The organism is Psychrosphaera ytuae, from assembly GCF_017638545.1.
Lineage (GTDB): Bacteria > Pseudomonadota > Gammaproteobacteria > Enterobacterales > Alteromonadaceae > Psychrosphaera > Psychrosphaera ytuae.
The window spans coordinates 2056352-2078088 of the sequence record NZ_CP072110.1 but is presented as its reverse complement, the minus strand read 5'-3'; the positions used below and the strand labels follow the sequence as shown (position 1 = coordinate 2078088).

Sequence of the window (21737 nt, the reverse complement as noted above, 5' to 3'; positions counted from 1 at the left end):
TTAGAGATTGAGGAATTGATGCTCGTACAGAAAGTCAACGTTGTTGGGTTTCGAAACATTAGTACTGTTGCCATCGAAACAGATAAAAATGTAAATGTTTTTTTTGGCGAAAATGGTAGCGGTAAAACGAGCCTATTAGAGTCGTTATTTTTTCTGAGCAGAGCAAAGTCATTCAGAACAAATAAACGCGGTGGGTTGATAAACATAGAAGGCGATTATCTTGCAGTGGCCGTGTCGTTGGAGCAAGAGTCCAAGTTACACAAATTAGGTTTAGATCTAGACAAAACTGGTAAGTCTCGACTTAAGCTAAACGGAGACATTTTAAATCGTTTATCGGAAGGTAGTCGATTATTTCCGGTTCAGCTTATAACACCTGAAAGTTTTGATGTGTTTTTTGGTAGCCCTAAAGCTCGAAGAAGCTTTTTAGATTTTGGCTTGTTCCACGTGGAACATGAATATCAAAATTTGTGGAGCAATTTTCAAAAAGCGCAAAAACAAATTAACGTTTTGTTGAGAGCAAACAAAGGTAACACCAAAGAGTTGTTGTTTTGGTATCGAGGTCTAATAGAGGCAGCCAAGAAAGTCGAGTTTTATCGACAGCGTTTTGTAACTGAGTTACTTCAAGTTGAGCTAACAGAGTTGGTTGACACTCTAAGTAATGATAGTAGAACGTCGTTACTTGAAAGTTTAACCTTAAATTATAAAACCAAAGTTTTTGACGGAGAAGTAGAGAGTGATAACGATATTCTCCGTCAAATTGAAAAAGATATTAGATACAAACAAGTTGGATTTGGACCTAGCAAAGCTGACTTGCAGTTCGTTCAAAATGGTACGGACATGACCTCAATGCTATCTAGAGGGCAGAGTAAAATGCTGTTCTATTTGCTTGAGGTCGCAATAGTAAAATTAGTAAAACGCGTTGCTAACAAAAATATGTTGTTACTCGTTGATGACCTTCCATCGGAAGTGGACGAGGTAACGCGTGATACAATGCTCCGATTGCTGATGCAATCAGGAGCACAAATATTCGTTACAGGGATAGAAAGAAAAATAGCAAAGGAATTTATGAAACACACAAATTCTGTGAATGTGTTCCACGTGGAACATGGAACAATTAAACCAGAGAATATGGAGCAGTTATGTCCGTAGAAAATGAATATGGTTCTTCAAGTATTAAGGTCTTAAAAGGCCTAGATGCGGTCCGTAAACGTCCAGGAATGTACATTGGTGATACCGATGATGGTTCAGGCCTTCATCACATGGTATTCGAAATTCTTGATAACTCAATCGACGAAGCGCTAGCTGGTCACTGTAGTGACATCGTTGTAAAAATCCATTTGGACGGTTCTGTTTCCGTTCGAGATAATGGACGTGGAATCCCAACTGAGATTCACCCAGAAGAAGGGGTATCTGCAGCTGAAGTAATCATGACTGTTCTACACGCCGGTGGTAAATTCGGTGGAGAAGACTCTGGTTATAAAGTATCTGGTGGCTTGCACGGCGTTGGTGTATCTGTTGTAAATGCTTTGAGTGACAAATTAGTTTTAACAATTCGTCGTGATGGTAAGCTTCATGAACAGGAATATCATTTAGGTGAGCCTGTCGCGCCGCTGGCTGTTATTGGTGAAGCAACTGAAACAGGCACAGAAGTTCGTTTTTGGCCAAGCGCAGCCATTTTTTCTGATATCACGTTCCATTTTGACATCTTAGTTAAACGTATCCGTGAATTATCGTTCCTTAACTCTGGCGTTTCTATCCGTATTGAAGACGAAAGAGACGAAGACAAAAAAGAACACTTCTTCTTTGAAGGCGGTATCAAAGCTTTCGTTGAGTATTTGAATACCAATAAGTCTGCTGTAAATGATGAAATCTTTTATTTCTCTTTAGAGAAAGACGACGGAATCGTTGTTGAAGTTGCAATGCAGTGGAACGATTCGTATAAAGAACACATCCTTTGTTTTACCAACAACATACCTCAACGTGACGGTGGAACACACTTAAGTGGCTTCCGTGGTGCACTAACCCGTACTCTAAATAACTATATGAGTGCTGAAGGGCTTAACAAAGGAAAAGGCAAGAATGCGGTAGATATCTCTGCGAGTGGCGATGATGCTCGTGAAGGTTTAACAGCTGTTATTTCTGTTAAAGTACCAGATCCTAAATTCTCTTCACAAACAAAAGACAAATTGGTTTCTTCAGAAGTTAAACCTGCTGTCGAACAAGCAATGGGTGAAAAGCTTCATGACTACTTAATGGAAAACCCATCCATTGCTAAAAACATCATCATGAAAATTGTTGATGCAGCGAGAGCTCGTGAAGCAGCACGTAAAGCACGTGAAATGACCCGTCGTAAAGGTGCATTGGATATTGCAGGTTTACCAGGTAAGTTGGCAGACTGCCAAGAAAAAGACCCTGCAAAGTCAGAACTATATATAGTGGAGGGTGACTCGGCCGGTGGTTCAGCGAAACAAGGTCGAAACCGTAAAAATCAAGCAATTCTTCCGCTTAAAGGTAAGATCTTGAACGTTGAAAAAGCGCGTTTTGATAAGATGATATCTTCAGCTGAAGTAGGCACACTTATTACAGCATTAGGCTGCGGCATTGGTCGAGATGAGTATGACCCTGCTAAACTTAGATACCACAATATCATTATCATGACCGATGCTGATGTCGATGGTTCTCACATTCGTACATTATTATTAACCTTCTTCTACAGACAAATGCCTGAATTAATTGAGCGCGGCTACATTTACATCGCTCAGCCACCTCTCTATAAAGTTAAAAAAGGTAAGCAAGAACGTTACATTAAAGATGACGATACGTTAGTAGAATACCTAACAACACTTGCGTTAGAAGGTGCAACTTTACATGTAAACACAGACGCACCGGCTATCAATGGCGCTGAATTAGAAAAGCTAATCGCTCAATATCACAAAGCTGATAATGCGATTCAGCGTTTGAAGAAGAAAATAAACACTGAGATTTTACGTAATCTAATGTTCTTTAAGCCACTAGATTCTGCTTTATTGAGTAATGACTCTGCTATTACAGAGTGGTTAGAGAGCTTTGTTAAACAGTTAAATGAAAAAGAAACAGAGAGCGTTATCTACACTCCTATCGTACAACACGATGATGAGCGCAACTTATATGTTCCTGTAATTCGAGTTCGCCAACACGGTGTTGATCGAGATTTCACACTTAACAAAGACTTCATCGACTCTAAAGAGTTTAAAGACATTAGTTCTGTAGGCGACATTAACCTAAATCTACTTGAAGATACGGCTTACGTTAGTCGTGGCGAAAAGCGTTTCCCAGTAGACGATTTCGGAAAAGCAGTAGAATGGTTAATGAAAGAATCTAAGCGTGGCCTATACATACAGCGATACAAAGGTCTTGGTGAAATGAACCCTGACCAATTGTGGGAAACTACGATGGATCCAGAATCACGTCGTATGCTGCAAGTAACAATTGAAGATGCTATTGGCTGTGATCAATTGTTTACTACATTGATGGGTGATCACGTAGAGCCACGTCGTGCGTTTATCGATCAGAATGCATTAAAAGTTGCTAACCTTGACGTATAAGTTAGTTAACTAAAGAAACAAATTTAAGCCTAGATGTTTACGCACTAGGCTTTCTTTATTTAAAAATTGCGGTTAATGCCGTTTGTAAACGAATGAGTTTGGTGATTTAGAATCATGAGCAAATACAATATCAAAACCTTTCAAGGTTTAATTCTTGCCCTACAAGAATATTGGGCAAAACAAGGTTGTGTCATAATACAGCCATTGGATTTAGAGGTTGGTGCAGGTACATTCCATCCTATGACGTTCTTACGTTCACTTGGCCCTGAGCCAATGAGCTCTGCTTATGTTCAACCATGCCGCCGTCCAACGGATGGCCGTTATGGTGAAAACCCAAACCGTCTACAACATTACTATCAGTTCCAAGTGATGTTAAAGCCATCTCCAGATAACATTCAGGAACTATATCTTGGTTCCCTCGAAGAGCTAGGTATTGATACCTTAGTTCATGATATTCGCTTTGTAGAAGACAACTGGGAATCACCAACACTTGGTGCTTGGGGCTTAGGTTGGGAAGTATGGCTAAACGGAATGGAAGTCACTCAGTTTACGTATTTCCAACAAGTAGGTGGTTTAGAGTGTAAACCTGTTACTGGTGAGATTACCTACGGTTTAGAGCGTTTAGCTATGTACTTACAGGGTGTTGACAGTATCTACGATTTAGTTTGGACTGACGGTCCGATGGGAACCGTGACATACGGAGACGTATTCCATCAAAATGAAGTAGAACAATCTAAGTACAACTTTGAGCTAGCTAATGTTGAAGTGTTGTTTAAAGCGTTTGACGATGCGGAAGCAGCCAGTCAGAAACTAATCGAAGAAGGGTTAGCTTTACCAGCTTACGAACAAGTGATGAAAGCGTCTCACGCATTTAATATGTTAGATGCACGTCATGCGATTTCAGTTACCGAACGTCAACGTTATATCCTACGTGTAAGAACATTATCTAAAGCGGTTGCTCAGGCTTATTACGACTCACGTGAAGCGCTTGGTTTCCCATTATGTAAAACTTCAGATTCGGACAAGTAAGGTAACACCATGAGAGAGAATTTTGTAATCGAATTGGGTACAGAAGAGTTACCTCCTAAAGCCCTTAAAAAATTAGCGGTCAGCTTTAAAGATGGATTTGAAGCACAGTTAAAAGGCGCCGAGCTCGCCTTTGAGCAAATTGAATGGTTAGCAGCACCTCGCCGACTAGCTCTTAAAGTTACTGGCTTAGAGTTCCAACAAGCTGATAAAGTCGTCGAAAAACGCGGTCCAGCAGTTGCAGCTGCTTTCGACGATCAGGGGCAACCAACTAAAGCTGCTATGGGCTGGGCTCGCGGCTGTGGTATTGATGTCGCTGATGCTGATCGCATTAAAACAGATAAAGGTGAGTGGTTATTACATAAAGCTAATGTGCCTGGTAAGTCACTAGACGAACTGTTATCTGGCTTTTTATCGGCGGCTTTAAAACAGCTTCCAATCCCTAAGCCAATGCGCTGGGGTGCGTCTGACGTTGAATTCATTCGTCCAGTCCACACTTTATTGGCGCTTTATGGTGACCGTGTCGTTAATGCTGAAGTGTTAGGTTTAACATCATCTAACGTATCACAAGGCCACCGCTTTCATCACAGAGGCCTTGTAACAATAAGCTCCGCTGATAACTACGTAAAAGAGTTAGAAGCGGCGTATGTCATGGCTGATTTTACAGCGCGTCAAGAAAGTATTAAGACTCAAATGGTTCAAATTTGTGAGCAAGAAAATGCAACATTCACCGCTGACCAAGATCTTCTTGATGAAGTTACAGCCTTGGTTGAGTGGCCTGTGGCGTTAGTGGGTACCTTTGAGGATAAGTTCTTAGACGTTCCTCAAGAAGCACTTATTTACACCATGAAAGATGACCAGAAGTATTTTCCGTTGTTAGACAATACAGGCAACTTGTTACCTAAGTTTGCATTCATTTCTAATATAGAAAGTAAAGATCCACAGCAAGTTATCGAGGGTAACGAAAAAGTGATTCGCCCTAGATTGGCGGACGCTGAATTCTTCTATAATACTGATAAAAAACAGACATTAGAGTCTCGTTTGACTAGCCTAGAAAGCGTTTTATTCCAAAAACAATTGGGTACTTTAAAAGAAAAGTCCGAGCGTATTTCTGAGTTAGCTGGATTTATCGCTAGTAAAATTTCTGCCAATACAGAGTATGCAAAACGCGCTGGTTTATTGTCAAAAACGGATTTAATGACTGAAGTTGTTATGGAGTTTACTGACATCCAAGGCGTTATGGGTAAGTACTACGCATTAAATGACGGTGAAAGTCCTGTTGTTGCAGATGCGTTATATCAACAGTATATGCCTAGATTTGCAGGTGATACGTTACCAGAGTCATTAGAAGCATGTGCGGTGGCTTTGGCTGATAAGTTTGATACGTTAGTGGGAATCTTTGGTATTGGTCAATTCCCTAAAGGGGATAAAGACCCGTTTGCTTTGCGTCGTGCAGCTATTGGTACAATTCGAATCATGGTTGAAAAAGAACTAGATTTGGATTTTGCTGAGATTGCTGACTTTGCCAAAACGTTATTTGGTAACAAACTAACAAATGAGAACGTGAGCAAAGACGTTGTAGACTTTATGTTAGGTCGTTTTGAAGCTCATTATCGTGACCATGGTATTGCTGTCGAATTGATCCGTGCTGTTGAGGTTAAACGCCCAACTTCTGCATTAGATTTTGAACGTCGCCTAAGCGCCGTAGTTGAATTTTCTAAGCTAACAGAAGCATCTGCATTAGCGGCAGCGAATAAGCGTGTTAACAACATTCTGAGCAAGAATGAACAAACTTCTTTTGCCGCAGTGAATGAACAGCTGTTGAATGAAGCCGCAGAAATTGAACTTGTAAAACAAATTAACGCGATTGCAGGTTTAGTAGAAGCTGAGTTTAACGATGGTAACTACACAAATGGCTTAACGAAGTTAGCTGCATTACAACAACCTATTGATAACTTCTTTGAAAATGTCATGGTTAACGCTGAAGATGAAGCCGTTCGTGAAAATAGATATGCGATCTTAGGTCAGTTGCAGGGTCTGTTCATGCATACTGCTGATATTTCTGTGTTGTAATAGAACAAGTAACACACCTTTACAAAATAAAAAACCTCACTTTGAAGTGACCCCATAAAGTTGGACTCATTTCTAAGCGGCAACCAAGGCCTGATTTCGATATTGTATCGGACTCAGGCCTTTTAGTTTGAGCTTAATGCGTTCGTTGTTGTAATAGTGGATGTATTCTTTGATATTTTCAATGAGGTCATTGGCGTCTTTGAAGGTTTCGTTGTGATACATCTCAGTTTTTAATATGCCGAAGAAGTTCTCTGCAACGGCATTATCTAAGCAGTTTCCCTTTCTTGACATACTCTGAAGTAGCCCGTTTTCTTTTAGGTGTTGTTGGTATTTTCTATTCTGATATTGCCACCCTTGGTCTGAGTGTATGAGAGGCTTCTCATGCTTCAGTAGCTTCGCTGTTGCAGCTTTGAGCATGTCTGTGACCAATGGCAATGTCACAGACGTTCGCACCTCATAGCTGATAACCTCTTGATTAAACAGGTCTATCATTGGTGACAGGTATACCTTCTGGTCGTTGACTTTAAACTCTGTTACATCCGTCACCCATTTTTGATTGGGCTGCGTTGCTGTAAACTCGCGCTCAAGGATATTATCGGCGATTTTGCCCACTTCACCTTTATAAGATTTATAGCGCTTAGGCCTTACCTTCGACTTTAGACCTAGTTCATTCATCAGACGTTGAACCCGTTTATGATTAACGAGTAGACCTACTGTTCTGAGGGCACTCGTAATTCTACGATAACCATATCGCCCTTTATGCCTGTGATAGATATCACGTATTTTTATGAGTAAGTCACTGTCGGCACTCGGCTGCTCGAATCTTGAGCGGTGATAATAGTAGACACTTTTCGGTAACTCTACGGCCTTTAATAGATGCCTTAAGCTATGTTTTGCCTTGAACTCTTCGACAACTAACGTCTTGTCTTTGCTTTTTTCTTTCTGGCTTGAGCCAAGGCTTCTAACTTTTTTAGAACATCATTCTCTGCCCGTAAGTACGCTAACTCTTCTCGTAACTCTTCCTCTGTCATCTGCTCTACGGGTTTTGCTGAAGAATCACTCTTTGTCACGGTTGGCCTACCTTTTTTCTGTGGTTTAAGACGGGATATACCACCTTGAGCATAAAGCTTTTGCCACTGAAATAAAATACCAGGAGACGATAGGTCGAAGTGAGCACTGGTATGGCCCAATGACCAATCGTTAGTTTTCATCGTCTTGAGGACATGAGCTTTGAACTCACTAGAATAAGGTGACTGATTATGAATAAAGCTATTTGAGCCGTTTAGCTGGTATACCTGAGACCAATAGCGAATAAGCCGAGCGCTTATATTGTGCTTTTTACTTAAAGCTACAGAGCTTTCCTGCACGGCATGCTGAGCGAGCTTTATTTTAAATATTCTATTGTGTTTGGACATAAAAAGACCCCCAGTAATTGGAATGTCCAACTATTGGGGGTCACTTCACTTCATTGTGAGGTTTTTTGTTTAGTCTGCGACAACTTTATTTCGACCTGTCTCTTTGGCCTTATACAGTCTATCGTCGGCCAATTTAATTGCTGAATTAAAGTCCTTTGGCGAGGTAATTTCTGCAACACCAAAACTACTTCTTAACTGCAAAACAGCGCCATCTTCAAGTTTCAAAGGGTTGTCTGCAAGGGCCGAGCGCATCTTGTTGGCAATCTTTTCTGCTTTGTTTAAAGACATCTTTGGAATGCAAATCAAGAACTCTTCGCCACCGATTCGACATAATACATCCGTATTTCTTAATGTCTTTTTAAACGTATTTACGCAGTGGATTATGGCAAGGTCACCAATATCGTGACCGTGAGTGTCGTTGATCATTTTAAAATGGTCAATGTCTGCAATAATGACTGCGGCTGGCAATAAAACTTCATTATTTTTTTGTAAATAAGGAAAGTACGAATCCTCTAAAAAGCGACGATTTGGAATATTCGTTAAAACGTCTGTGTTGGCGTCCTTTTTGTTATCTAAAGAAACCGACTCCATCATGTTATGGCTTTTAAACCGATAGAACTCATTAATAAAGGAAAAGATAACAATCACGAAACTAGACAGTAAATAGCGACTCTTTTCCGTGTCGGCATACTCTGCGATGATAGCGCCGGGTGTATAAAGAAAATAAGCACTCATTGCCAAAAAAGCCAATGAAAATAGACTTCCGAACTTTGGTCCTGTGATGGAATATACTATCAGTGGATAGTACATCACCCAGTAAAGCGCCGTGTTTTCTGTTCCGCCTGAATAGATCAAGCTGCAATTGAACAGCAACACTCCTGTACACAAAAGTAACCTTCCACCGAGCCTGTGTGACGTGAGATAGAACAATGTAGCACTAGTTACGACCATGACCAGTGCACCAATAAGAGAATATAATAAAAATTGACTGTAAATTTCGTGGTTGCTGATAATGAGCCCACTTAGAACAAATATGGCGATAATAATCATCGTCAAGAGTGACATGTCTTTACGACTTTGTTCTACTAGTTGGACGCGATCAGCTTTTAGATAGCTGTACCACTTTTCATTTCTATTGCCCATGTACCTGTCCCAATAAAAGAAAATCCTTCAACCTTATTGTCCTTTTTTAATTAAAAAAAGAAAGGGGTGATTGTCAGTATCTTGAGCAAGTAATTGATGTCCCATAAAACGGCAAAAAGCAGGGATATCCCTGACTGATGCAGGATCATCAGCCTGGATGAGTAACACATCACCATTGTTCAGGCTTCGAACTTCTTTTCGAACCATCATTACTGGCTCAGGGCAACGTAAGCCCAATGCATCGAGCTCTGCGCTGATTTCGATAGAGGCTATGTCGTCTTGCTGAAACCATTTGTGGGTGTTTTTATCGATCATACTTCACCTAACTGACCTGTTTACTCAACTATAAAAGTAAAAAAAAAAAGTGCAATGGGGAGTTCCCCCATCGCACTTTTTCTAATATTACTAAATGTTATTGTTTAGGGCATCAAACAATTCGCTTTTTAATATGCATAATTGTTCGACTCTCTCTAAATATCACATTATGGACGTTCAAAGATTGTCGCTATACCCTGACCAAAACCGATACACATAGTCGCTAGACCAACTTTTGCACCTGAGTGCTCCATTGCGTTGATAAGCGTCGTTGAGATACGCGCACCAGAACAGCCTAGAGGGTGACCAAGTGAGATAGCACCGCCGTTTACGTTGATGCGGTCCATCTTGTCTTCGATGCCTAAGCCTTTAACAACCGATAATGCCTGAGCTGCAAATGCTTCGTTTAATTCGAATTGTTCAACGTCAGAAATAGACATACCCGCTTTCTTAAGCGCTTGTTCAGTCGCAGGAACTGGACCCCAACCCATCGTTGAAGGCTCACAGCCTGATACGCCCATTGACTTAACTCGTGCTCGGATTTCAAGACCAAGCTCTTTTGCTTTGTCTTCACTCATTACTAACATACCTGCTGCGCCGTTAGATAGGGCAGAAGAGGTTGCTGCAGTTACAGTACCGTTTACTGGGTTAAATACAGGGCGTAAGCCACCAACCGTTTCCATTGTTGTCTCTGGACGAATAACTTCATCGTAGTCACATTTAACTAATGCACCATTGGCATCGTGACCTTCAACAGGGATGATTTCGTTAGCAAAACGGCCTTCAACAGACGCTTCGTGTGCTAGGCGGTGTGAGCGTACACCAAACTCGTCTTGTTGTTCACGAGAGATGTTGTACTTACGCGCAAGCGCCTCAGCAGTCAGACCCATAGAGCCTGCAGCTTGTGCGGTTGAAAGGTTAAGGCTAGGGTGGAAGTCCAAACCGTGTGTCATAGGAACGTGAGTCATATGCTCAACACCACCAATAAGGTAAACGTCACCTTGACCTGCCATGATCTTTGCAGATGCATCATGTAGTGCTTGCATAGAAGAACCACATAAGCGGTTAACGGTTACAGCCGGAACAGAAGTCGGGATACCTGCTAGTAGCGCCGCTTGACGACCAACGTTAAAACCTTGTTCTAGAGTTTGCATTACACAACCCCAGATTACGTCGTCGATTTGCGCTGCGTCTAACTTAGGGTTGCGTTCTAGTAGTGATTTCATCACAGCTGCAGATAAGTCTTCTGCGCGAACGTTCTCAAACATACCGTTTCTGGCTTTCGCCATTGCTGTGCGTACACAATCGATAATTACTACGTTTTTCATTTTCATTGCTCCTATTTGCCAGCGTATGTTGAGTAGAAGTCTTGGCCTGCTTCAGCCATTTGACGTGTTTTGTCAGTTACGTGATAAATCTCACCTAAGTCTTTGTACTTGTCTGCTTTTGCAACGAAGTTGGCAAGGCCAATAGTATCAACGTAACGGAACACACCACCGCGGAATGGAGGGAAACCAATACCGTATAGAAGTGCCATGTCAGCTTCAGAAGGAGAAGCAACAATGCCTTCTTCTAAACAACGGATTGTTTCGTTAACCATAGGGATCATTAGACGGTCGATGATTTCTTCTTTGTCGAAGTCTTTATCGTTAGAAGCAACACCTGCAAGCATTTCTAACGTGCTGTCTAAGATTTCTTTCTTAGGACGGCCACGCTTATCTAAGCTGTGCTGGTAGAAACCTTTAGTGTTCTTCTGACCGTAGAATTCGTTGTTATATAGAACCGAGATAGGGTCGTTTTCAAGTTTCTGCATGCGAGTAGGGAAGGCTTCTGCCATTACATCTGTACAGTGATCGGCTGTGTCGATACCAACAACGTCTAACAACATTGCAGGACCCATTGGCCAACCAAACTCACGCTCCATGACTTTATCAACGTTAGCGAACTTAGCACCGTCGTTAAGTAATAAGCTGAAACCTGCGAAGTATGGGAATAATACGCGGTTTACAAAGAAACCTGCACAGTCGTTAACTACGATGGCTGTTTTACCCATTTTAGTTGCGTAAGCAACGGTAGCAGCAACCGTCTCCTCAGATGTCTTTTCACCGCGGATAACTTCAACTAATTGCATTAGTGGTACCGGGTTGAAGAAGTGCATACCACAGAAGTTTTCTGGGCGCTTAAGGCTTTCTGCTAACTTGTTGATAGAGATAGTAGAGGTGTTAGAAGTGATGATTGTATCTTCACTTACTAGACCTTCAACTTCCGCAAGAACCGCACCTTTTACCTTCGGGTTTTCAACAACTGCTTCGATGATGAAGTTGGTGTCTTTAAGTGCTTCGTTGTTAAGTGTCGGTTCGATGTTGTTAAGCGTTTGCGCTAACTTGTTACCATCGATGCGGCCTTTCTTAAGCTTTTTGTTTAAGATCTTAGACGCTTCAGCCAAACCTTGATCAAGGGCACCTTGGTTGATGTCTTTCATTACGATAGGTGTGCCTTTAGACGCTGATTGGAAAGCGATACCGCCACCCATGATACCTGCACCTAAAACGGCCGCTTTTTTGATTTCGTGTTTGTTCGCTTTACCCGCTTTCTTCGCAAGACCTTTAACGTATTGGTCATTCATGAAGTTACCGATCATAGCGGTTGCTTGATCAGTCTTAGCTAGTTTTGCAAAGTACTTGTTTTCAACACGCATCGCGTCGTCACGCGACATACCCGCGGCTTCGTAGACTGCATCAACTGCTGCAACAGGGGCTGGGTAATGCTTACCTGCTTTTGCCATAACCATTGTCTTAGCAACTGTTACCGCGTTTTCCAACTCAGTTTCGTTGAACTGAATCGGCGCTTTCTTTTGCGCGCGACGTGCTTGCCAGTCTAACTTGCCAGCGATAGCGTCTTGTAGCATTTGTGTTGCTACGTCGATCAGTTTGTCACTGCTTGTTGCTGCATCAACTGCACGCATCTTAAGTGCGTCTTTTGGCTTTTTAGGACGAGCAGAGGTGATCCACTCAAGCGCGTTGTCAGGACCAATAACACGAGGCAAACGAACCGTACCACCAAAACCTGGGATTAGACCAAGGTTGTTTTCTGGAAGGCCAACTTGTGCTGTCTCGTCGATAACACGGAAATCAGTAGCAAGACAAAGTTCAAAACCACCACCCAATGCAAAACCAGTAATTGCAGAAAGTGTAGGGACCTTAATATCTTCAATGCCGTCGAACATGTCTGAGCTTGCTTTAACCCAGTCTACAAGTTCTGCTTCTTCAGCTTTGAAAGAACCTAAAAATTCAGTGATATCTGCACCAACGATGAATGCTGGTTTTGCAGAGCGGAATAATACGGCTTTGATGTTGCTGTCTGCATTGATCGCTGCGGTAGCGTCACGACAGTCTTGGATGGTCTGTTGGTCAAACTTGTTAACAGAGCCTGGTGCATCGAACGTAAAGTGGGCAATACCATGCTCACCCATAGTTACATTGACGGTTTGGCCTTTAAAAATCATTGTTGTACTCCCCAAATTGAATGGTACGACCAGTTGATAATATTTACTGAGTGTGGAGGTTAACTAAGTAAAAATCAATGGTTTCACCCAAATAAAAATGCAAAAACAGTACATATTTCGCGGTTAGCGGGTGTTTTCTCGCTACAGAATTAAGCGTAATTTACAGTTAATTCTGATAAGTTAGTTTAGACTGGTAAGAATAGGCGAAGGTTTGGCGATTTGTTATGCAGTTTTCTAGTTTTTGTTTTGGCTTGACGGTTTTTGTTGCTCTGTCATCTCAGACAATGGCCAATTCGCCAATGTCTCCTGCATCTGTGCACACTAATCCTGAGGCAGTAAATAAGCCAGAATTTATACCTGAATATATAACAGCAGAGCAAATTCAAGCGTTCGAAGAATTCGAACAACTCGCTCAGTCAGGTAAAGAGCCTGCCTACTTAACGAAGGCATCACACTTCTTAAAACACCCTTTATACCCCTATGCTCAGGCTGAATATTTAAAAAGCACTCTATCCATAGATAAAAAAGTAGTTATAAACCAGTTTATAGGGCAATACTCCGGTGCGCCTTTTACCAATGCACTGCAACACAAGTGGCTTAATTATCTCGCCGCCAATACTTTTCACGATGCCTTTATCGCTGCATATGCGCCTGGTGTGTCGGTAAAGTTGGATTGCCAATATTTGCAAATTCAAATTGATAATGGCCACTTAGTAGAACAACTTGACGAGCAGATTTATCAAGTTTGGCTCTCTCAATCCTCACTTCCTAAGCGTTGTGATACAGTTTTAGACGCTTGGTCTGACGCTGGTTTAATGACATCTAAGCGTATATTGGAACGAACTAAGTTAGCGATTAAGCACAATAATCCACGCCTAGCCGACTATCTTGCAAAGCAGCTTGATGATCAAGATCGTTATCTCGCTAAAATGTGGAAGCTCGCCATTAAATCTCCACGTCGGGTGATTCAACCTGGCTTTTGGCTAGATTACTCAACTGAAGAATTCGAAATTTTAAATCACGTTTCAAGTAAGTTGGTGTTTGCAAACCCTGAGAGGTTTAACTCCTGGTGGTCAACGGTGCGTTCTAAGTTTAAGCAAAGTGGCCATGTTGGGCTCATTGATAAGAAAGTCGCCATAGCATTAGCGGTCAATGGTGCACCTACGGCGTTGACAAAGTTGAACCAAATCGAGTCAGAGCTCGTTGACGAGTCTGTAAAACAGTGGCGAATTTCTGCAGCTTTAAGAACGGGAGATTGGCAACAAGTTCTCAACACCGCCAAATCTATGCCTGAATGGCTGCAAGTAGACCCTGGGGTGGTATTTTGGCGTGCACGGGCCGAGTTTGAACTGCATCAATCGGATTGGGCGTTATTACAGTTAAAAGAAGTTGCAGAACGACGCGATTATTATGGTTTTTTAGCAGCTCAATTTTTGGGCATAGATGTGAGTATTCGTCACGAACCATTAAATGTGGCTCAAGAGCAGTTACAAGCCTATTCCGAAGACGACGGTTTTCAGAGAGCCATTACTTTATTTCGATATGGTCGGCTGTTAGATGCACGTAAAGAGTGGAATCTTCTTGTCGAACACTATGATGATCGAGCATTAGAGACTATGGCATATCTTGCAGCCGAACAAGGTTGGCACGACAGGCCTATATTTACTCTGTCGCAGGTGGGCTATCTGAATGATATTGAATTGCGTTTTCCACTCGCTTATGAAGAGGTGATTGTTAGCGCGGCCAAACAGACGAACATGCCTCCAAGTTTGTTATTCGCTGTTGCACGTCGAGAAAGCTCTTTTGTGCCGGACGCGTTTTCTTCAGCGGGCGCCGCTGGGTTAATGCAACTTAAGCCTAGCACGGCAAGTTTTGTTGCAAAGAGAAGAGTATCTCGAAATCAACTATTTCAACCCGAAAGAAATGTACAGTTAGGTGCTAAATATCTTGCAAGACTTATGGCAAAAACAGATCAAAACCCTGTCTTAACGTTAGCTGCATACAATGCCGGTATTCACAAAGTCGAGCGTTGGCTGCCTAATGAACCTATGACAGCAGATGCGTGGATTGAAACAGTGCCATACAAAGAAACGCGAAATTACATCAAAGCTATTTACGCTTATGACTTAGTGTATCAAGCGAGATTAGGTCAGAGGTCAACGTTATTAGCTGACTTAACAAAATTAGCCGTTGAGCCGGAAATCTAAGGCGTTTATTTATTATCAACCAGTTAAGGTGTTACACTGAATCCAAATAATTTAGGAGTAATGTCTATGACTTTAATGAATGACCTAGCAACAACATATCCGGCGCATATCGAGCGATTACAATCTCTAACTAAAAAGATAGTACAAAGCGAGCGACTGGATGGTTTGGTGATTCACAGCGGTCAGCCAATGCGTCAGTTTTTGGATGACATGTATTATCCATTTAAACCAAATCCGCAATTTAAAGCATGGGTACCAGTTATTGATAATCCACACTGTTGGATTGTTATTAATGGTGAAGCAAAACCTAAATTAATCTTTTACCGCCCTGTGGACTTCTGGCATAAGGTTCCTGATGAGCCGACGGAATATTGGACAAAAGAGTTCGATATCGTGATGTTGAAAAACCCATCTGAAGTCGAAAAACTTTTGCCGTATGACAGAGCGAATTACGCCTACCTAGGTGAGCATATTGATGTTGCGACTGCGTTAAATTTTGGACATATTAATCCGGATCCAGTCGTTAACTTTATTCATTATCATCGCGCCTACAAATCTGAGTATGAAAAACACTGTATGCGAGAGGCAAATCGCTTGGCTGTTATGTCTCACCGAGCCGCAGAGCAAACGTTTTTGTCGGGTGGCTCAGAGTATGATATTCAACAAGCTTATCTGGCGGCAAGCCAGCAATGCGAAAACGACACGCCGTACGGTAATATTGTCGCACTGAATGAAAACTGCGCTATTTTGCACTACACCCATTTTTCACGTCAGGTTCCTCAAGAGTCTAGAAGCTTTTTAATTGATGCTGGTGCTGGCTTTAATGGTTATGCAGCCGATATCACACGAACCTACAGTAAAGAAAACAATCGTTTTAAAGAGCTTATTAAGGCTATTGACTTGATTACGGTTCAGATGGGCAATGCGCTTAAGCCTGGCGGGAGTTATGTTGATTTACATGTTCAAACTCACCAGTTAATCGGCGAAGTTTTACGTCAATTTGACATTACCAATGTAAGTGCTGATATTGCGGTAGAATCCGGTTTAACAAGCGTATTTTTCCCGCACGGACTGGGCCACCATTTAGGGTTACAAGTCCACGATATAGGTGGATTTATGGCGGACGAACGTGGTACCCACATCCCTCAGCCAGAACGCCATCCGTTCTTGCGAACAACTCGCCCAATTGAGGCAGATCAAGTCTTTACCATTGAACCGGGCTTGTATTTTATCGACTCACTGTTAGGTGACTTGGTCGGTACCAATAAACACGAAATGGTAAATTGGGATACGGTTGATGCATTTAGACCGTTTGGTGGGATCCGTATCGAGGACAATATTATTGTTCATCGTGAGAAAAATGAGAACATGACGCGTGATCTTGGTTTAGAATAAAGCCAACACACTCAAAACAATAAGAATAACAATGCAATATCGCACTATAATTCGGATCCTTGGCTTGTTGATATGTATATTCAGCTTTGCCATGTTACCGCCCGCCATTGTCTCGGTGATATATCGTGACGGTGGTGGTTTGCCGTTTGTTATTGCATTCATTTTTGCGATTACCGCCGGTCTGACGGTCTTTTATCCCAACCGAAATCAAAAGGCGGATTTAAGAGCTCGAGAAGGCTTTTTAATTGTTGTCTTTTTTTGGTTGGTATTGGGCTCGTTTGGGGCATTGCCATTTATCTTTTCAACAGACCCCAGTATTTCCGTTGCTGATGCGTTTTTTGAGTCGTTTTCTGGTTTAACAACGACTGGTGCGACTGTACTTACAGGTCTTGATACGCTTCCTAAATCGTTCTTGTTCTATCGCCAACAACTGCAGTGGTTTGGCGGTATGGGTATCATCGTTCTTGCTGTAGCGATATTACCGTTATTAGGTGTCGGTGGTATGCAGTTGTATCGAGCAGAAACACCAGGCCCCATGAAAGATAGCAAGATGACACCGCGAATCGCTGATACGGCCAAACACTTGTGGTACATCTATGTGGCACTGACAGCTGCTTGTGCTTTAGCCTACTGGGCTGCAGGAATGTCAGTGTTTGATGCTATTTGTCACTCGTTTTCGACCATCGCAATTGGTGGATTTTCCACTCATGATGCAAGTCTTGCGTATTTTGATAGCCCCGTTATTAACGGAATTTGTGTGTTCTTTTTACTGGTTGCTGCAGCTAACTTCTCCCTCCATTTTGCTGCTTGGCGAGATAAAACTCTAAAGAACTATGTTAGAGATCCTGAGTTTAAGACCTTTTTAATAATTCAATTGGCTTTAGTCGTATTGTGTTGGTACACCTTGGTAAAACAGGGGGTTTTTGAGAACCGCTGGGAAGCTCTGGATCAAGGATTATTCCAAGCGGTCTCTATGTCTACCACTGCGGGTTTTGCTACGACGGACTTTTCTTCATGGCCTTTATTTTTACCAATTCTATTAATATTTAGTTCGTTTATAGGTGGCTGTGCGAGCTCGACTGGTGGTGGCCTTAAAGTAATTCGAGTCTTACTGCTATTCAAACAGGGTATAAGAGAGCTTAATCGATTGGTGCACCCCAAAGCGATTTTTTCGATAAAACTGGGTAAAAAAGCGCTGCCAGATCGCGTACTTGAAGCTGTTTGGGGGTTTTTCTCAGCGTATACATTGGTATTTGTTGTGATCATGTTAGCGCTTATTGCTACAGGGATGGATAACCTTACGGCATTTACTGCGACTGCAGCGTGTCTAAATAACCTAGGTCCTGGTTTAGGAGAGGTTGCAGCAAACTATCAGTCTGTTTCAGATACTGGTAAGTGGATTTTAATGTTGGCCATGGTATTTGGTCGACTAGAGGTGTTTACCTTATTGGTGTTGTTTACCCCGTCGTTTTGGCGAAATTAGCGCCCCATTTAATTATTTAACCAATGCTTTTGATTTGACTCTATTTCGTAGAGCACTAAGTTTACGAATTCTTGAGCTGTGGCTAGCGGTAAATAAGGTATGGTCTTTTTACCGTATGCTAACTGGAGCTCAACGGTTGCCAATCTAGCTTTTCTCATAGCAGGGCTACTTTTCATCGTTGCTTTTTGGACTTTATAAATCGGAAATATGGTTATTGTATGTCCAACTAATCCACTCTTAAAAGCGGCAAAATGTCTGTTATACCAAAGGCCATATCGACGCCATCTGAGGTAACTCAACACAAACCCAACCGGAATAAAAAAATACAAAAGCGCAAATCCAATATCCACATTTATCATTAGGCTTCCTACCAAGAATAAAGGGATTAACCAATTAAAGATAAAGGTTCGAGACCAAAAGCGTTTATGAATACGGCTAAAAGCAAAGTTATCTACGGCAAGCTCGGGAAATGCTTCTCTCATGATTTCTGGGGATGACGAAGGAGGTAAAGTTGGTATTGATAAATTAGTTTTGTTTTTTGCCGAATTGTTTCCGATCACGGCCATTTGATGAAATTGAATCGTGACCCTTTTGAAAAGTTTAAACACCCAGTTTTGTTTTATCGACACTGCCTGAATTCGGTGTTTAGTCATCGTAATTTGATGGCGATCAAACAGTCCAGCAATCCGTTGAAAACGCTCTGTAGTGATAAACAATTGATAGTTGTAAAACTGAATAATTGCGGCAACGACAGATAATAGTAATGCCGATAAAATAACTGCGACGACGAAGATCGCTACGGCAATACTTGTGGCACTCTCGCTTGATGTACCAAATGAGCTAAGAACTGCGGTAATCGAAGGGATAATACTATGCTTGGCGTAATCAACGATGGTTTCCATAAAAGGGGCTAAAAACGCCAATAATAAAAACGTCATGTTGGATGAAAGACCAAATTTGGCGATTTCGATTAAAGAAAGAGATAGGCGAGGCTTCGAGACGGTTTCAGTTGACGATTGATGGTCTGTGTCACCATCACTTGCAAGGTCAAGCTCATTACTATTTGATGCGGTACTTTGCTGTGCTTTAAACACTAAAATATCATTGCGTAATGACTCTGCATACTGGACATCAACGCCTGGAAAACTGATCTCTTTTGCACTGGAGCCTGCGGAATCAAAAATACAATTAACTAATTTAAAGGGCGCAAAGTAAAAGGGCGTCGATAAGTTAACGTTTTGTACTTTGTTAAATTGTAAGGTGGTGGTTTCTTTTTTTAAGACGCCTTTAGTCAGCAATAACTTGTCTTTTTGGACCCGAAACTTAAAGGTTCGGTAGTACAAAATAGAGTAGATTATCACCGCAAAAACAAATACCACTGCGGCAATTGAACCCCAAAAACTTTTGTCATCGACTTGGGTAATAAATACAGCAAGGGCCGGTGCCATATTTATTAAACCGTCTTTCACAAAACGAACCGAAAAGCGCAAGATAAAAAAGACAATAGCAATAGGAGACAGGCGTCGCCATGTGTTATTACTTTTTAGGTCAGCGGTAGATTCACTCAGAGGTTGACTCATCAACGTTGGCCTCGCTCTCTATTTCACTTTCTGTCTTGTCTAAAATTAATTTTTTTAGGCTCGAAGCTCGTTGTAACTCAAGTCCGCTAATAGACAAATCAGATGATAATCCCCCGGCACTAAAAATCCGGATACTGGCTAGGCCCAAATAACGCTCTATGGGACCACGAACTGTTTCGATATGTTGAATACGGTTAAAAGGAATGGCCGTCGTACTGCGCCAAATAAGGCCATGGACATATAAAATATCTTTTGAGCGTACCGCTATACCGCGCTTTTTGTGGCTGGCGAAAATATAAAAAATAATCCAACCTAAAAACATAGAGTACATTCCGCTGGCTATAAGCACTACGCTTAAATCCGGTGAAAGTAAAATATACAAGGTGACAAGAATCGTAGCTAATAAGGCAAAGGTGATACCCCAACTGATCAAGCTTTCTATTGGTGCATTGTCAGCCATAGGTTCAAACGAGACGTGTTCGGCTTTGGGAAGCTCACTTATGGCAACTTGATTGTTTGAAAACACTAAGACGTCCTTGTTTGGCTTTGGGTTATATTTCGCTATCAAATCGCGTTTGAAACGAAAGTGCAACCATTTGCTTAAGAATATCTATGTCTACATCGGCAAGTTTATTGATGTACAGACAAGACTTACCGGTTTTGTGTTTTCCGAGTTGTGCGAGAAGGTGTTGATATTGGCTAAAGCCGTTCATGATATAAAGGGTTAGGTTTTGTTTGCGAGGTGAAAAGCCGACTCTAAACCAGCGGCCTCTGCGACCACTTTCATATTGGTATTCGTATTGGCCAAAACCAATCAAACTATCACCCCACATCACTGGAGGCTGTTGAGTAATGTCAGACATAAGGTTGAGTAACTCTATTGCATCTTCACGCTTTTGCTGGTTCTCAACTGAGGCGACAAACGCCTCCGCACTATTATCGTTAGGCTGCGTTTTTAAGTCTGACATTACGTTCTCCTTTGCTTTAACTCCAGTTTAGAATCACTTTTCCTGATTGACCAGAGCCCATAACATCAAACCCTTGTTGGAAATCATCTACATCAAAATGATGCGTAATGATTGGAGAGATATCTAAACCAGACTGTATAAGGCTAGCCATTTTGTACCAAGTCTCGAACATTTCTCGGCCGTAAATCCCTTTGATCACTAAGCCTTTAAATATAACTTGGTTCCAATCTACCGCCATATCACCTGGGGGAATGCCTAACATAGCCACTTTACCGCCGTGGTTCATATTGTTCAGCATGCTACTAAATGCGCTTGGAACGCCCGACATCTCCAAACCAACATCGAAACCTTCAGTCATGCCTAATTCGTTCATCACTGATTTTAAATCGGTCTCAGCGACGTTGACGGCGCGAGTAGCTCCCATCTTTTTAGCCAACTCTAAACGATAAGGGTTAACGTCAGTAATAACGACATGTCTTGCCCCAACGTGTTTGGCGACGGCTGCGGCCATAATTCCGATTGGGCCAGCACCTGTAATAAGCACGTCTTCGCCAACTAAGTCAAACGACAAGGCCGTATGCACAGCGTTGCCAAATGGGTCAAAAATCGAGGCCAAATCATCAGAAATATTATCCGGGATTTTAAATGCGTTAAATGCAGGAATGACTAGGTATTCTGCAAATGCACCGGTGCGATCTACACCAACACCCGTTGTATTTCGGCATAAATGTACGCGGCCTGCTCGACAGTTACGACAATAACCGCAGGTAATATGACCTTCGCCAGATACGCGGTCACCAATCTCAAATCCTTTTACTTCTTGACCAATTTGAACAACTTCACCAACGTATTCATGGCCAACGGTCATCGGTACAGGAATGGTGTTTTGAGCCCACTCATCCCAGTTGTAAATGTGCATGTCGGTTCCGCAAATCGCTGTTTTACGGATTTTTATCATGATGTCATTGTGGCCAAGCTCTGGGGTTGGCGCATCTGTCATCCATATGCCTTTTTCGGCTTTGGTTTTTGCTAATGCTTTCATG

Annotated in this window: 16 protein-coding genes and 1 pseudogene; 7 read left to right on the top strand and 10 right to left on the bottom strand. The window is 42.0% G+C overall.

Translation table 11 applies throughout. From position 1 onward, the window contains the following. The first annotated feature begins 18 nt into the window (after window positions 1-18). From recF to glyS, 4 genes are all read left to right on the top strand, one after another. Window positions 19-1149, top strand: a complete 1131-nt coding sequence (gene recF / locus J1N51_RS09355) for a DNA replication/repair protein RecF (protein ID WP_208830693.1) — start codon at window positions 19-21, stop codon at window positions 1147-1149. Next, a complete protein-coding gene (gene gyrB / locus J1N51_RS09350; protein WP_208830691.1) occupies window positions 1140-3584 on the top strand; it encodes a DNA topoisomerase (ATP-hydrolyzing) subunit B in 2445 nt (814 codons plus the stop codon). Before recF ends, gyrB begins: the two co-directional genes overlap by 10 nt. A 114-nt stretch (window positions 3585-3698) precedes the next feature. After that, a complete protein-coding gene (glyQ, locus tag J1N51_RS09345) occupies window positions 3699-4613 on the top strand; it encodes a glycine--tRNA ligase subunit alpha (RefSeq protein WP_208830689.1) in 915 nt (304 codons plus the stop codon). 9 nt (window positions 4614-4622) lie between these two features. Continuing rightward, a complete protein-coding gene (gene glyS, locus J1N51_RS09340; RefSeq protein ID WP_208830687.1) occupies window positions 4623-6683 on the top strand; it encodes a glycine--tRNA ligase subunit beta in 2061 nt (686 codons plus the stop codon). Window positions 6684-6755: 72 nt separating this feature from the next. Here glyS and J1N51_RS09335 read toward each other — a convergent pair. From J1N51_RS09335 to fadB, 6 genes and pseudogenes are all read right to left on the bottom strand, one after another. After that, a pseudogene (locus tag J1N51_RS09335) lies at window positions 6756-7595 on the bottom strand (IS3 family transposase); the annotation flags it as partial. Between the two features lie 2 nt (window positions 7596-7597). Next, window positions 7598-8098 carry a helix-turn-helix domain-containing protein gene (locus J1N51_RS09330; RefSeq protein WP_208830311.1) on the bottom strand — a complete coding sequence of 167 codons (501 nt, stop codon included), beginning with the start codon at window positions 8096-8098 and terminating at the stop codon, window positions 7598-7600. A 69-nt stretch (window positions 8099-8167) separates the two neighbouring features. Then, window positions 8168-9241, bottom strand: a complete 1074-nt coding sequence (locus J1N51_RS09325; protein WP_208830686.1) for a GGDEF domain-containing protein — start codon at window positions 9239-9241, stop codon at window positions 8168-8170. Window positions 9242-9274: 33 nt separating this feature from the next. Next, window positions 9275-9556, bottom strand: coding sequence for a sulfurtransferase TusA (gene tusA, locus J1N51_RS09320; RefSeq protein ID WP_208830684.1), 282 nt, complete (start codon window positions 9554-9556; stop codon window positions 9275-9277). A 167-nt stretch (window positions 9557-9723) separates the two neighbouring features. Then, a complete protein-coding gene (fadA, locus tag J1N51_RS09315) occupies window positions 9724-10884 on the bottom strand; it encodes an acetyl-CoA C-acyltransferase FadA (RefSeq protein ID WP_208830682.1) in 1161 nt (386 codons plus the stop codon). 11 nt (window positions 10885-10895) lie between these two features. Then, a complete protein-coding gene (fadB, locus tag J1N51_RS09310; protein ID WP_208830679.1) occupies window positions 10896-13061 on the bottom strand; it encodes a fatty acid oxidation complex subunit alpha FadB in 2166 nt (721 codons plus the stop codon). Between the two features lie 224 nt (window positions 13062-13285). Here fadB and J1N51_RS09305 point away from each other — a divergent pair, with 224 nt between their 5' ends. From J1N51_RS09305 to J1N51_RS09295, 3 genes are all read left to right on the top strand, one after another. After that, entirely contained in the window at window positions 13286-15268 is a 1983-nt protein-coding gene (locus J1N51_RS09305; RefSeq protein WP_208830677.1) for a lytic transglycosylase domain-containing protein, read from the top strand. A 75-nt stretch (window positions 15269-15343) separates the two neighbouring features. Next, entirely contained in the window at window positions 15344-16663 is a 1320-nt protein-coding gene (gene pepQ / locus J1N51_RS09300) for a Xaa-Pro dipeptidase (protein ID WP_208833390.1), read from the top strand. 31 nt (window positions 16664-16694) lie between these two features. Continuing rightward, window positions 16695-18146: a TrkH family potassium uptake protein gene (locus J1N51_RS09295; protein WP_208830675.1), complete on the top strand. Its 1452-nt coding sequence runs from the start codon at window positions 16695-16697 to the stop codon at window positions 18144-18146. Window positions 18147-18154: 8 nt separating this feature from the next. Here the strand turns inward: J1N51_RS09295 and J1N51_RS09290 are convergent, their stop codons facing one another. The 4 genes from J1N51_RS09290 to tdh are packed head-to-tail and all read right to left on the bottom strand — an operon-like array spanning window position 18155 to window position 21736. Continuing rightward, window positions 18155-19726: a PH domain-containing protein gene (locus tag J1N51_RS09290; RefSeq protein ID WP_208830673.1), complete on the bottom strand. Its 1572-nt coding sequence runs from the start codon at window positions 19724-19726 to the stop codon at window positions 18155-18157. Next, window positions 19707-20252: a PH domain-containing protein gene (locus tag J1N51_RS09285; protein ID WP_208830671.1), complete on the bottom strand. Its 546-nt coding sequence runs from the start codon at window positions 20250-20252 to the stop codon at window positions 19707-19709. The genes J1N51_RS09290 and J1N51_RS09285 overlap by 20 nt, the downstream gene beginning before the upstream one ends. Window positions 20253-20277: 25 nt before the next feature. Beyond that, entirely contained in the window at window positions 20278-20694 is a 417-nt protein-coding gene (locus J1N51_RS09280; RefSeq protein WP_208830669.1) for a DUF1801 domain-containing protein, read from the bottom strand. Window positions 20695-20710: 16 nt separating this feature from the next. Further along, complete coding sequence (gene tdh / locus J1N51_RS09275; protein ID WP_208830667.1) at window positions 20711-21736, bottom strand: L-threonine 3-dehydrogenase; 1026 nt, start codon at window positions 21734-21736, stop codon at window positions 20711-20713. Between the last annotated feature and the right edge of the window lies 1 nt (window position 21737).